General features: G+C 38.0%; 10 protein-coding genes. All 10 read left to right on the top strand.

Translation table 11 applies throughout. The features are described from left to right. Positions 1-16: 16 nt before the first annotated feature. The 10 genes from LKW28_RS03050 (at position 17) to LKW28_RS03005 (ending at position 14,195) form a co-directional block, all read left to right on the top strand. Positions 17-859, top strand: a complete 843-nt coding sequence (locus LKW28_RS03050; protein WP_229138853.1) for a sugar phosphate isomerase/epimerase family protein — start codon at positions 17-19, stop codon at positions 857-859. Positions 860-942: 83 nt separating this feature from the next. Then, positions 943-2,247 carry a Gfo/Idh/MocA family protein gene (locus LKW28_RS03045; RefSeq protein WP_229138852.1) on the top strand — a complete coding sequence of 435 codons (1,305 nt, stop codon included), beginning with the start codon at positions 943-945 and terminating at the stop codon, positions 2,245-2,247. Positions 2,248-2,309: 62 nt separating this feature from the next. Continuing rightward, positions 2,310-4,112 carry a rhamnogalacturonan lyase gene (locus LKW28_RS03040; protein WP_229139049.1) on the top strand — a complete coding sequence of 601 codons (1,803 nt, stop codon included), beginning with the start codon at positions 2,310-2,312 and terminating at the stop codon, positions 4,110-4,112. A gap of 18 nt (positions 4,113-4,130) precedes the next feature. Then, positions 4,131-6,122 carry a beta-galactosidase gene (locus tag LKW28_RS03035; RefSeq protein WP_229138851.1) on the top strand — a complete coding sequence of 664 codons (1,992 nt, stop codon included), beginning with the start codon at positions 4,131-4,133 and terminating at the stop codon, positions 6,120-6,122. A gap of 21 nt (positions 6,123-6,143) precedes the next feature. Beyond that, on the top strand, positions 6,144-6,458 hold the full coding sequence (gene rhaM / locus LKW28_RS03030; RefSeq protein ID WP_229138850.1) for an L-rhamnose mutarotase: 315 nt from the start codon (positions 6,144-6,146) through the stop codon (positions 6,456-6,458). A 213-nt stretch (positions 6,459-6,671) separates the two neighbouring features. Then, positions 6,672-7,868, top strand: coding sequence for an oligogalacturonate lyase family protein (locus LKW28_RS03025; protein WP_229138849.1), 1,197 nt, complete (start codon positions 6,672-6,674; stop codon positions 7,866-7,868). A gap of 17 nt (positions 7,869-7,885) precedes the next feature. Next, on the top strand, positions 7,886-10,453 hold the full coding sequence (locus LKW28_RS03020) for a hypothetical protein (protein WP_229138848.1): 2,568 nt from the start codon (positions 7,886-7,888) through the stop codon (positions 10,451-10,453). 199 nt (positions 10,454-10,652) lie between these two features. Beyond that, positions 10,653-12,188 (top strand): extracellular solute-binding protein, encoded by a 1,536-nt coding sequence (locus LKW28_RS03015; RefSeq protein WP_229138847.1) that lies wholly within the window; start codon positions 10,653-10,655, stop codon positions 12,186-12,188. A 107-nt stretch (positions 12,189-12,295) separates the two neighbouring features. Continuing rightward, on the top strand, positions 12,296-13,276 hold the full coding sequence (locus tag LKW28_RS03010) for an ABC transporter permease (RefSeq protein WP_229138846.1): 981 nt from the start codon (positions 12,296-12,298) through the stop codon (positions 13,274-13,276). Positions 13,277-13,310: 34 nt separating this feature from the next. Beyond that, complete coding sequence (locus LKW28_RS03005) at positions 13,311-14,195, top strand: carbohydrate ABC transporter permease (protein WP_229139048.1); 885 nt, start codon at positions 13,311-13,313, stop codon at positions 14,193-14,195. Position 14,196 lies beyond the last annotated feature (1 nt).

Genomic DNA, 14,196 nt, shown 5'->3' with positions numbered 1-14,196 from the left:
TAAGGAGTCGAATGAAATGAAAATAAACCTTGGAATAAGGGCACATGATGTGGAGAAACGACCAATAGAAGCATTGGTGGAGGAAATTGCGAGCAAAGGGCTAACATCCGTTCAAATAGCATTGGGAAAATCCCTTGATTATATTAATACCGATTTAGGTAGCTTAAGTCCAGGTTTAGCTCATTATGTTGGACAAACATTTAACAAGAACGATATCCAAATTGCTGTATTAGGCTGCTATATTAACATGATTCACCCAGATCAGACAGAACGAAGAAAAAGTCTGGATCGATTTAAAGAACATATCAGATTTGCTAGAGATTTTGGCTGCAGCATAGTGGGAACTGAGACTGGGAATGTGAATGCGGAGATTGTCTATACAGAAGAAAATTTCAAAGAAGAACCATTTTTAGAGGTAGTAGAAAGCGTTCGTGAATTGGTAGAAGAGGCAGAAAAATTTGGGGTGATCGTTGGAGTCGAGGCAGGTGTCAACCATCCTATATATTCACCGAAAGTCATGAAACGATTATTAGACAGTGTTACGTCTAACAATCTTCAAGTCATCTTGGACCCCGTCAATCTGCTAACCATTGACACTTATGAAAATCAAGAAGAAATTATCAAAGAGGCCTTTGACTTGTTTGGAGACAAAATTGTCATCCTCCACGCCAAGGATTTTATCGTCGAGGATAATACCCTAAAGCCGACAGCGGTTGGTCGGGGATTATTAAACTACGATGTTGTATTGAAATTAATCAAACAGAAAAAACCTCTAATCAATATTTTAATGGAAGAAACAAAAGAACCATATATCGATGAAAGTATCGCCTTTTTAACTGAAAAATATGAACAAGCGTAAATGAAGGATTAAAAAGGATTATTTGCAGAAATAATCCTTTTTTGCACAAACAATTCGAATGAATAATAAACGGGGGATATGTCATGAAAAAAATAGTTATTTGTGGACTTAGCAATCGAGCAATGGGAATGTATATTGATCCAATTCTTAAAAACTTTTCTCATGAAAATCAAATTGTGGGTCTGCTTGATACAGATCATCGAAGAATTGAATTGTGTAAAGAAAGCTTTCCAGCTTTAGCATTGACTCCGTCTTATCAACGTGACCAGTTTGAGCAGATGATTCGCGAAACAAATCCAGATACCGTTCTTGTTGCAAGCAGGGATGACACACATATTGAATATATTTTAAAAGCTCTTGAGAATGACTTAAATGTGATTACTGAAAAGCCGATGGTGACAAATGCAAATGATGCAAGAAGAGTAATCGAGGCAGAGGAAAAAAGTAAGGGAAAAGTCACTGTCACATTTAACTACCGTTATAATCCATTTCATCGAAAAATCAAGGAAATGATTCTTGAAGGAAAAATTGGTCGAGTCACATCAGTCGATTTAAATTGGTATGTTGATACATTCCATGGTGCTAGTTATTTTAAAAGATGGAATCGAAAGCGGGAGTTCTCGGGAGGACTATCCATTCATAAATCAACCCATCATTTCGACTTAGTGAATTGGTGGATTGACCAAAAACCGGAGCAGGTTTTTGCTTACGGGGCATTAAACTATTTTGGGAAAGACGGGGAACTGAATCCAAGTCCAACTGACAATCGCTTTTGCAGCACATGCTCAGAGAAACAAAATTGTCAGTACTATATGCGTTGGTCGAACCGCAGAAATCGGATTTCAGTAAAGGATGACCATATTAAAGCAGATAGCATTGAAAAATCGGCTCAAAACTATACGAATTATCGACCTGATGCTTGTATTTTCGATCATGAAATTGAGATTGAAGATACGTATGCAGTAACCGTTAAGTATGACAAAGGTGCTTTCTTAAGCTATTCTGTAAATTTCTCAACACCATATGAAGGCTACCGCTTGGCGATTAACGGTACAAAGGGAAGAATCGAAACGATGGAATATGATGAGCCAAGTCGTGTCCCTTTCCCTATCCCAGAACAAACCATTGAATATTATCCATTGTTTGGATCAAAGGAAATCATCCATGTTGTTCAAAATGAAGGAGGACATGGAGGGGGAGATCCACTCTTACAAGAGGATTTATTTTTAGGCGTTGACCCTGCCAGACCGTATGAGATTTTGGCAGGTGCAAAGGAAGGTGCCTATTCAATCGCACTTGGTGAAGGCGTTTGGCGCTCAGTAAAAGAGAATAAACCAATGCGAATTCAAGATTTACTTACAAATTCAAGTCAATTAACGCATCAATAGGCTTATGAAAGCAGGAGGTAGAAATGGTGTCAAACAATAATAGTTTCCAAGAAAAGCGTCAGATGGAAAGCTTGAATCGCGGATTAGTTGCAGTAAAGGTTGAAGATGGTGTGTATATAGGCTGGCGATTGTTAGGAACTGAGTTCAATGAAGAGCTTACTTTTAATCTTTACCGTGATGGTCAAAAGGTGAATTCTTCTCCTATTACCACTACTAATTATTTAGATCATGATGGTCGTTCGAGTTCATCTTATTATGTCAGTGCCGTTTTAAAAACTGGAGAACGTTCACCATCCGAGACAGTTGATGTTTGGGATACCAGTTATTTAACCGTTCCCCTTAATAAGCCAGAAGGTGGAACAAGTCCAGACGGTGTTCAATATACCTATCATGCAAATGATGCAAGTGTGGGTGATGTTGATGGGGATGGAGAATATGAAATCATTCTAAAATGGGACCCTACTAATTCACATGACAATGCGCATAAAGGCTATACAGGCAATGTTTACTTGGATGCCTATAAGTTGAATGGAACCCAACTCTGGAGAATTGATTTAGGAAAAAATATTCGTGCGGGTGCTCATTACACACAATTTTTAGTTTATGACTTTGACGGAGATGGAAAAGCAGAGGTTGTCTGTAAAACAGCAGATGGAACAGTAGATGGGGTTGGAGAAGTGATTGGTGACGCTGATGCTGATTTCCGTAACACAGACGGTTTTATCTTGGAGGGGCCAGAGTATTTAACCGTTTTTGAGGGGGCAACTGGTAAAGCTCTTGTTACAACTGATTATGATCCACCTAGAGGCAAGGGAATCGATTGGGGCGATGATGAAGGGAACCGTGTTGACCGTTTTCTTGCCTGTGTTGCGTACCTTGATGGAGTAAGACCAAGTATTGTGATGTGCCGCGGTTATTATACACGAGCAGTTCTAGCTGCTTATAATTGGAGAGATGGAGAACTAACAAAAGTATGGACGTTTGATAGTCTTGAACCTGGTAACGAAGGCTACTCAGGACAAGGAAATCACAGTGTAAGTGTTGCCGATGTGGATCAAGATGGAAAAGATGAAATCATTTACGGTTCATGTGTGATTGATCATGATGGTAAAGGACTTTATACAACAGGATTAGGACATGGCGATGCGATGCATGTAAGTAACTTAAATCCAAATCGACCAGGGTTAGAAATCTTCCAAGTGCATGAGGTTCCACAGAAAGACGGAACGGAAATTCATGATGCAGCCACCGGTGAGATTTTATGGAGTATTCCATCGGTTGAGGATGTTGGCAGGGGAATGGCAGCGGATATAGATCCCCGTTATGATGGGGCAGAATTATGGTCATCCACTCATTGGAAATCTGGTGGTGCTGGACTATACAGCAGTACGGGAGAAAAAATTTCCGACACAAACCCTCAATCCTTTAATTTTGCAATTTGGTGGGATGGGGATTTGCTTCGCGAGCTTCTGGACCATGACTATGATATGGAAACAGGGATTGGAATTGGCAAGATCGAAAAATGGGATTATGAGAATGGAAAACTTATTAATCTATTAACAGCAGAAGGAACACGTTCGAATAATGGAACGAAAGGAAATCCTTGCTTACAGGCTGACCTTTTTGGGGACTGGCGAGAGGAAGTCATCTGGCGAACTGAGGATAGCAGTGCACTCCGAATTTATACAACGACAGATTTGACCGAGCACACTATCTTTACGTTGATGCATGACCCGGTATATCGATTAGGTGTAGCATGGCAAAACGTCGCCTACAATCAGCCGCCACATCCAAGTTTTTATTTAGGGCATGGAATGGAAAGACCGCCTGTTCCAAGCATATATGAGGTAAAAAACAAAAAATAGAAGGGAAGGCGGATAGTGATGGGGAAAAAACTATATCACGGGGCAGCATATTACCCTGAGCTTTGGAATGAAGAAGTCATTGAGCAGGATATGAAGTTAATGAAAGAGACTGGTATAAATGTAGTTCGAATCGGTGAATTTGCTTGGTCAACAATGGAGCCAGAAGAGGGAAAAATAGATATCAGCTTTTTTGTGAATATCATTACTAAGCTCTTTGAAAATGGGATTGAAACTGTGATGTGTACGCCAACACCAACACCTCCAATCTGGTTGTCACATGGTCATCCAGAAAGAATGTATGTCGATCACAACGGGACAGTAATGGGGCATGGCTCAAGACAACATCCGTGCACGAATAATTCTTATTTTAGGGAACGAGCAGCAATTATTACGGGACATATTGCAAAATCAGTTGGAAAATTACCTGGTTTAATTGGATGGCAAATCGACAATGAATTTAAAGCTCATGTAAGTGAGTGTATGTGTGAGACATGTAAGCATTTATGGCATCAATGGTTAGAGGAACGTTATGTTACCATCGAAAATTTGAATGATGCATGGGGTGCTGATATTTGGAGTGAAGCTTACCAGAGCTTTGAACAAGTGCCACAGCCGGGACCGGCTCCTTTTTTACACAACTCATCATTAAGTACCATGTACCAACTCTTTTCAATGGAGAAAATCGCTGAGTTTTCTGATGAACAAGCTGAAATCATTCGAAACTATTCAAGTGCGCCAATTACCCATAATAGTAGTGTTGTATTTAGTGTTGATAATGAAAGATTATTTGAAAACCTAGACTTTGCATCTTTTGATACATATGCTTCGATCGGCAATTATCCAGCTTACCTTATAAATAGCGATTTGTATCGAAACTTTAAAAAGGGTAAAGACTTTTGGATTATGGAAACCTCTACATCACATGCAGCTTCATTAGTAAGCAGTGGAAATCCACATCCTGATGGATATTTAAGATCTGAAGCGGTTGCTGCCTATGCATTAGGTGCTGAAGCTTTCTGTTATTGGCTGTGGAGGCAGCAAAGAGCAGGGTGTGAACAACCGCATGGTTCAGTCATTAGTGCGTGGGGAAAACCAACGATAGGCTATGATAATGTATTAAAGGTAGAGGAAATGAGAAAAGAAATAGAACCTATTATTCTCTCAACAAGACCTACTCAGGCAGAAGTGGCAATTACATATTCTGATCGGGCAAAAGCATTTTTAAAAACAGAGCCACATCGAAAGTTAAATCACCGTGGCTTAGTGACTGATTTTTATGAACGTATTCTGTCCATGGGAATCCATAGAGACGTGATTCCAGAAGGGGCAAGCCTAGACGGTTATAAAGTGTTGTTTACGCCATTTATTCATTATATTTCTGATGATTATTTAGCCAAAGCAAAAGAGTATGTTGAAAATGGCGGAGTATGGATTGTCGGTCCGCTTACTGGAGGCCGTACGGAAGAGCATACCATTCATACGGATCGAGCGTTAGGTAAGCTCGAGGAATTGGCAGGCGTTGAAGTATTATTCACCTATCCAATGGATGATACGAGTACAGTGGGACGTGCATTTGATGTGTCAGCTCCATTAGGATTGTGGAGTTCCGTATTTGAATACAATCCGGACACGGCAATTGGAACGATTGAGGAAGGCTTGTCCAATGGAAAATCATTTATTACAGAGCGCAAACTTGGAAAAGGAAAAATCGTCATGCTCGGCTCCATGCCAATAGGGGATGAAGGAGATGCTCTGTTAAAGAAACTAATTGACCATTATTCCGAAGTGGCCGATGTTACTCTTCGAACAGACGTAACAAAAGGGACAATCGTAGCCCCAAGAAGTGGAGATGGGTACACTGTATGGTTTATTGTCAATATGGATGGTAATGGCGGAAGTGTGACATTACCGAAAAAAGGGATTGACATGCTGACGCAAACCCAGGTGAATCAAGGGACATTAGAAGTGGAAAGATTCGAATATAAAGTCATTAAATTTGATGAGAATTAGGATAGGGGAGGAGAATTGACAATGATTCGAAAAGCATCTGTCATGAAAGTATTTGAGGACTGTCATGAGGAGTATAAAAAACGCCATGATGAACTGTGGCCAGAGATGGCGAAGGAATTAAAAAATCATGGAGCACATCATTATTCCATTTTTCTAGATGAGAAAACAAGTAATCTATTTGCCTATGTCGAAATCGAGAGTGAAGAAAAATGGGATGCCGTGTCTCAAACAGAAGTTTGTCAAAAGTGGTGGGCGTACATGAAAGACATTATGGAAACAAATCCAGACAATAGTCCAGTTTCAAAAGAATTAAAGCAAGTGTTTTATCTGGATTAATAAAAATTGCATATGAATATAAAGTCATCGACTACCATATTCACCCAAAAGACTACCATAACTAAGGTAGTCTTTCTTTGGTTAAATATACATTTCTTGCTAAGGATACATCCGCAAAAATGTATTATTGATAGAAAAATATAGCGCTTGTAAGGTTATAAGTAACCAAATTTTTATTTTCAGTTGATTTTAAAAAGAAAAGAGGCGTTTTTAATGAGTAAAGGGACAGTCTGGCCATGTGAATGGACAGAATTTAAAGATACGATAACAGGGCTTCCGATAAAGCAATTGACAAACTACATGGCACATAATTTTCATCTCTATTTTACCAATAATGGTTGGTATGATAATGGCTCAAAATTGCTGTTTGGTTCTGATCGTGGTAATTGTACAAATCTCTATAGCCTGAATTTAATAAACGGAGAAATCATACAGCTTACAGACCTGGACCGAAACGAATCCAAGGGTATTCAAGGTACATATATTAATCCAGTGAAAAATGAAGCTTATTTTACTTTGAATAGTGTTATTATCTCACTTAATCTGGATACATATGATGAAAAAGAGATATTTACACTTCCAGAAGGCTATCAATTTAGCAATTTAAGCTGTACATCTGATGGGAAATATCTGTGTTTTGGACTAACGGAGGATTTATCGAAAAAGATCAAAAGCAATCTATCCGGGGGATATGTTGGATTTGAAGAAATGGAGGAAGCAAGACCTCATTGTCAAATCTATTTACTTTCACTTGAAACGGGAGTTTCAAGTGTTGTCCATGAAGAGAAACGTTGGATTGGTCATGTGAATGCTTCACCTACGAAGCCAAATCTGATCACATTCTGCCATGAAGGTCCCTGGGAAAGAGTCGATCATCGAATTTGGGTTTTGAATATTGAAACAGATGAGTTTTGGAAACTCCGTGAAGGAGAGCCAAATCAATTTGCGGGACATGAATATTGGCATGCAGATGGAATTCACATTGGTTATCATGGCTTTACTGATTCACTGGAACGAAAAGATGGCAAATTTATTGGCTTTGCTAAATTTGATAACTCGGAATGTGAAGATTTTGATTTTCCATATCAAAATATGCATATCCACTCAAATGATTCCACTCTCATAGTTGGAGATGGACAACAATCCAGTGCTTATCATGGTGAGAGATATCAGGATTGCATTTTCCTTTGGAGGAATACAGATCATGGAATGGAAGGACCTCGTATTCTTTGTAAACATCGTGCTAGTTTTCAGGTTCAACAAATACATGTTCATCCTAGATTAAGTCCAGATGGAACAAAGATTTTATTTACAAGCGACCAAAGTGGGTATGGGAACGTTTATTTGGTAGATGTACCTGATTTTGAAACCTTACCAAAACTAGTAGATGGGAAATTAGTAAAATCATAAAAAAGGATGTGAATAACGTGAAAATTAAGTGGCTCCAACACAAACCGAAAGAGAATACAGGAGTATCATGGGGAGTTCCCTGGGGAAAGGGAATATTAGACCGGAAGCAATCGCTTACTTTACTTAATAACAAAGGTGAAAATACGTCCATACAAAGTTGGCCGATGGCTTTTTGGCCAGACGGAAGTGTGAAATGGACGGGACATGCAGCTGTATTCCAAAGTCCCGAAGATTCTTATGAGCTGGTCCTGGGTGAACAAATAAGTAATGATAATGCGATACAAGTAAATGAGTCAGAGAAGACTATCGAAATAAATAATGGTGAATGGCAAATTTTATTTAATAAAACCGGAAGTAGTATTATAGAAACAATGAAACAAGGTGGGAAATTAATCGGTTTTGATGGTAGATTAATTGTCATTCGTGAAAAAAGAAGTGGGGAATTTGGCAGTAAAACCATTCAGGAAGAACCGTTTTATAGTCAAATTACTCAAACTACAATTGAACAGAAGGGCCCCTTTAGATCTGTTATTAAAGTGGAAGGAACTCATCAGAATATTAAAGGTGATAATACGCTACTTCCGTTTGTTTTACGATTTTATATTTATGCGAACACTTCATCGATAAGGGTTGTTCACACCTTTTTTTATGATGGAGATGCCCAAACAGACTTTATAAAAGGACTAGGTATGGAATTTTCCATCCCGTTAAGTGGAGAGCCATGGAATCGGAATGTTCGGTACGCTGGTGATGAGGGGCTCTATTCAGAGCCTGCCCAATTATTGTTAACTAGAAGGCACCGGAATGCGAATGGTTTATATAAGAAACAAATAGATGGAGAAGTAATCAATTTGTTTGATGAGGAAAATTCCGCGTTACTTGAACATGTGAAACAGAATGCTGTTTGGAATGATTATAAAATTATTCAAGATTCAGCTGATCATTATCGAATCGTAAAACGTACAAATCAGAGGAATTCCTGGATTGAAGCGACCCATGGAAAGAGAGCAAAAGGCCTTGTATATATGGGTGGTCAAGATGGGGGAATGGCATTAGGATTAAAGAACTTTTGGCAGAAGCACCCTTCCTCATTAGAAGTTTCAAATTTAAGCGGTTCTACCTCCAAATTAAAAATATGGTTTTGGTCGCCAGATTCTGAAGCAATGGATTTCCGGCATTATAACACAGAAACACATGTTGTTAGTGCATATGAAGGGTTTGATGAAATGCGTGCAACTCCGCATGGGATTGCAAACACAAGTGAGGTATTTTTACACTACTTTTCCACTCAACCAACAAATGCTCAATTGGAAGATCGTGTTGATGATTGGCAATCATCCATGTTACTTGTTTGCGAACCTGAATACTATTATCAAACAAAAGCACTTGGTGTGTGGAGTTTACCAGATACAAGCAGCCCGGCGAAAGCATATCTAGAAGAACAATTAAATGAAGCTTTCTTATTTTATAAAAAGGAAATAGAACAACGTAGATGGTACGGATTCTGGAACTACGGTGATGTCATGCATACATATGATCCGATTCGTCACCAATGGAGATATGATTTAGGAGGATTTGCTTGGCAAAACACTGAATTAGTACCGAATATTTGGCTTTGGTATTCATTTTTAAGGTCCGGAAGAGAAGATATTTTTAAAATGGCAGAGGCAATGACACGTCATACTAGTGAAGTGGATTGTTATCATTTAGGTGAGTATAAGGGCTTAGGTTCGAGACATAATGTTGTACATTGGGGATGTGGCTGTAAAGAAGCTCGAATTAGTATGGCAGGTCTTCATAAATTCTATTACTTTTTGACAACAGACGAACGGACAAGAGATTTGTTAACTGATGTTCGGGATGCAGATCAAGCACTTTTAAATCTTGATCCAATGCGTGAATTTTATAATAATGATCAGTTTACGACCCATGCACGGGTAGGGCCTGATTGGGCTGCCTTTTGCTCAAATTGGCTTTCAGAATGGGAAAGAACAGAAAACAATGTGTATAAGGATAAAATTTTAGTAGGAATTGAGAAGCTGAAGCAATTACCATTACGCTTATTGTCTGGACCAACATTCGGTTATGATCCGTTGACTAGCACCCTTCATCATATGGGAGATGGAAATGAAGGGGGATATCATATGGTTGTTGCTTTTGGAGGTCCACAGGCTTGGTTTGAGATAGCTGAGCTTTTAGATGATGAGGAATGGGAAAAGATGCTAACCGAATTTGGCGAATTCTACGTGCTAAGTAACGAAGAGAAATTAAAAAGAAGTAATGGTAAATTGCACAACAGACTTTTCAGTTTGCCGATGTTAGCTTCAGGCATGGTTGCTTATGCTGCTGCCAAGAAACAAGATGCAAATCTAGCAAAAAAAGCTTGGAATTTATTATTACAGAAAGAAATCAGTGAAATGGATTTACCTATAAAAGAACACGAAGTAATGTCGTGGAGGAAATTGATTGAAATTCCAGGGATTACAACTAATACAACTTCCCAGTGGTGCTTAAATACAATAATGGCATTAGAATTAATTGGCAATCATCTAGAAAATGAAATGATTCAAGAAAGTGATAAATAGACAAGAATAGATAAAAGTATGTGAAAACCCAAGAATATCAAGGCTTTAAGTTGTACAAAAAAATGTAATTGTCAGAAAAGTGAAAGCGGTTTACCTTTAGTGTAGAACATCTTGCAGCTACCTCAAAAATTAATAAATTTTCTAAGGAAAGTCGTGAGATGCCAAGATGTAAGAAATTAAAAAACAAGGGGGCAATAAAATGAAAAAAGGCAAAAAGAAGTTTTCACGAAAAATGGCATTACCGCTTGCGACAACAATACTACTTTCATCATTTCTAGCTGCATGTAGTGATGAATCAAGTGGCGAAGAAAAAGCAAAAGACAATGGAAAAAATGAAATTGAAATTATGACAACTGCTTATTCACCAGACCCGCCAAAAGATGATAGCCCAGTTCTTAAAGCTCTTGAAGAATTCACAAATACGGATATTAAAATGAACTGGGTACTAGATAGCGCTTATCAAGATAAGTTAAATATTACAATGGCGTCAGGGAACTTACCTGAGATTATGATGATCCCTTCCAAAATACCAAGCTTTGTAAGTGCAGTAAGAGATGGAGCGTTTTGGGAATTAGGACCATATTTAAAAGATTATCCTAATCTAAGTCAAGCGAACGAAATTACATTACAAAATAGTGCAATTGATGGAAAAATCTATGGAATCTATCGTTCACGTCCACTTGGAAGAATGGCGGTAACAATCCGAAAAGATTGGTTGAAAAACCTAAATCTAGAGACTCCTGAAACAATTGATGAGTTTTACGATGTATTAAAAGCATTCACAGAAGACGATCCTGATGGAAATGGTAAAGATGATACATACGGAATGGTTGTATCAAAATATGCAGGACCTTGGGATATTATGCAAACATGGTTTGGGTCACCCAATAAATGGGGAGAAGATGCAGATGGTAACCTTCAACCTGATTTCATGACAAAGGAATACATGGAAGCATTGAAATTCTTTAAGAAATTGTATGATGAAGGTTTAGTGAACGAAGACTTTGCAGTAATGGATCCACAAAAATGGGGAGATCCACTTCAGAATGGTCAAGCAGGTGTCATTGTTGACGTTGTTGACCGTGCTCACCGTGCTCAGGAAGCAATGATTGAGGCAGATCCTTCATTAGATGATCCAATTGATGTGTTTGGAGCAGTGGAAGGACCAAACGGACTTTATAACCTACCGACTTCTGGTTATTCAGGTTTATTAGCGATTCCAAAGTCTAGTGTTAAAACAGAAGAAGATTTGAAACGAGTACTTACGTTCCTCGATAAAGTAAATGAAAAAGAAGCACAAATTCTTGCTTATAACGGTGTGGAAGGCCGTCATTATGAAATACAAGATGGTAAATATGTGTCACCAATTCCTGGAAAAGAAGGAAATAGTGAAGCACTTAAAAATGAGCATACAGATCTTAACCAATTCATCCCTGGTATTCCTGGAGAAAATTTCTTAAAGCCAGAATCAACACCTTTAAGGGAAAAAGAGGAAGAAGTTAAGAAAACGAATGAAGATATTGTTGTAGCTAACCCAGCTGAATCTTTACTTTCTGAGGTTTATGCCCAAAAAGGACAACAGTTAGACAATATTATTAATGATGCAAGAATTAAATTTATCGTCGGTCAAATTGATGAAGCCGGATTTAAAGACGCAATTGAATTATGGCGTACTTCTGGTGGAAACGATTATGTTAAAGAAATTAACGAGTTATATAAAGATAGCCAAAAGTAAAGAAATGGTAAAGCAGGCGGTGTTACAGGCACTGCCTGCTTTAGAAATATCGATTACTTAATATATGATTAAAATCTTCGTATTTTAATAGAAAGAGAGGGGAGAAGATGTCAACCCTTAAAACACAGAGTACGGAAGTAGAGTACATTCCTTCCAAAAATAAACCCAATACAATAAAAACAAATATCACAAAACTTCAGCGTTTGAAAAGGGACAAATGGCTTTATTTCTTACTCATTCCAGGTATTTTATACTTTCTTATTTTTAAATATGCCCCAATGTGGGGGATCGTCATTGCCTTTCAAGATTACTCTCCCTTTAAGGGGATTCTTGGAAGTGAGTGGGTAGGATTTGAGCACTTTACAAACTTTTTCCAAAATCCAGATTTTATTAGATTGTTACGAAACACATTTATTCTAGCGTGTTTGGATCTAGTATTCTTTTTTCCCGCCCCTATCATTTTAGCGCTACTATTGAATGAATTAAGAGTTAGTTGGTATAAAAGAACCGTCCAAACTTTTGTGTATGTTCCACATTTTATGTCTTGGGTAATAATTGCAAGTATAACGTATGTTTTCTTTACAACTAGTGGCGGTGTTGTAAATGATATCGTTTCAAGTTTTTATGGTAAGGAAATAAACTTTTTATCTTCACCTGAATGGTTCCGCCCATTAATTATGGGACAAATTATCTGGAAAGAAACCGGTTGGGGGACAGTTATCTTTTTAGCTGCACTTGCATCGGTTGATAAGGAACAATATGAAGCTGCGATTGTAGATGGTGCAGGACGTTTTAGACGTGTATGGCATGTAACTTTACCAGCTGTTAGAAGTGTCATTATTATACTGCTTATTTTACGCCTTGGGAATTTTTTAGATACAGGATTCCAGCAAATCTTCTTGATGACAAACTCTTTAAACCGCAGTGTAGCGGATGTATTTGACACCTATGTTTATTTTATAGGTATTACGCAAGGTGCATACAGCTATAGTACAGCCGTCGGATTATTTAAATCTGTGATTGGAATCATACTTGTACTTGGTGCGAATAAGTTGGCCAAGAAAGTAGGGCAGGAAGGAATCTTTTAGATTAATAGTATTTTGAGGAGGTTTGATTATGTCAATGCCAAAGATGCATAATACTCCGGCAGGTAGAGTATTTGACGGTTTCAACTTTGTTTTTTTAGGACTAGCTGGATTGTTGATGATTTGTCCGCTTTTATATATGGTCGCAGGATCTTTCGCAACTGAAGCCGAATTAACTAGAAGGAGCTTTTTCATCTTTCCCGAAACATTTTCACTTGAAGCGTATAAATATATTTTTTCCACTGATACTTTCGTACGAAGTTTAATAGTCTCCATTTTAGTTACATTAGTTGGAACAATAGTTTGTCTGCTGTTTACATTTACAATGGCATATCCATTGTCAAGAAAGACCTTAATGGGACGTAACGCAATCATGAATCTTATTGTGTTTTCAATGTTGTTCAGTGGTGGAATGATTCCAACTTACATCGTGGTTAAATCCCTAGGATTATTAGATTCTTATTGGGCCTTAATTTTGCCACTAGCAATTAATCCCTTTAACTTAATTATTGTAAAATCCTTTTTCCAAAACATTCCTTTTGAATTAGAAGAGGCTGCAAAAATTGATGGTTGTACTGAATTCGGGATTTTTTGGCGGATTATGTTGCCATTATCAAAACCCGTTATCGCAACGTTTGCTCTTTTTTATGCGGTAGCAATCTGGAATGATTTCTTTAGCGCATTACTCTATATAAATGACAGTACAAAATGGCCGGTTCAGGTACTTCTTCAACAAATTATTATTCTCTCTCAAACTACCATTGGAGACGCTGCCGCAATGGGGGCAAACTATGTCGAACCACCTGACCAATCATTAAAATTAGCCGTTGTCGTTGTGGCTACTTTACCCATTTTGTTTGTTTATCCATTCCTGCAAAAACATTTTGCAAAAGGAATGTTATTAGGTTCAGTAAAAGGTTAAT

Origin of the sequence: Bacillus sp. REN16 (assembly GCF_020731355.1) — a bacterium.
Classification (GTDB): domain Bacteria; phylum Bacillota; class Bacilli; order Bacillales; family Bacillaceae_L; genus Ferdinandcohnia.
Note: the sequence above shows the minus strand (reverse complement) of the source record. Positions and strands in the feature narration are given on the sequence as shown.

Excerpts from the sequence above, each read along its gene's own strand:
- LKW28_RS03050 (WP_229138853.1), top strand. The coding sequence starts at position 17 with ATGAAAATAAACCTTGGAATAAGGGCACATGATGTGGAGAAACGACCA.
- LKW28_RS03045 (WP_229138852.1), top strand. The coding sequence starts at position 943 with ATGAAAAAAATAGTTATTTGTGGACTTAGCAATCGAGCAATGGGAATG.
- LKW28_RS03040 (WP_229139049.1), top strand. The coding sequence starts at position 2,310 with ATGGAAAGCTTGAATCGCGGATTAGTTGCAGTAAAGGTTGAAGATGGT.
- LKW28_RS03035 (WP_229138851.1), top strand. The coding sequence starts at position 4,131 with ATGGGGAAAAAACTATATCACGGGGCAGCATATTACCCTGAGCTTTGG.
- rhaM (WP_229138850.1), top strand. The coding sequence starts at position 6,144 with ATGATTCGAAAAGCATCTGTCATGAAAGTATTTGAGGACTGTCATGAG.
- LKW28_RS03025 (WP_229138849.1), top strand. The coding sequence starts at position 6,672 with ATGAGTAAAGGGACAGTCTGGCCATGTGAATGGACAGAATTTAAAGAT.
- LKW28_RS03015 (WP_229138847.1), top strand. The coding sequence starts at position 10,653 with ATGAAAAAAGGCAAAAAGAAGTTTTCACGAAAAATGGCATTACCGCTT.
- LKW28_RS03010 (WP_229138846.1), top strand. The coding sequence starts at position 12,296 with ATGTCAACCCTTAAAACACAGAGTACGGAAGTAGAGTACATTCCTTCC.
- LKW28_RS03005 (WP_229139048.1), top strand. The coding sequence starts at position 13,311 with ATGCCAAAGATGCATAATACTCCGGCAGGTAGAGTATTTGACGGTTTC.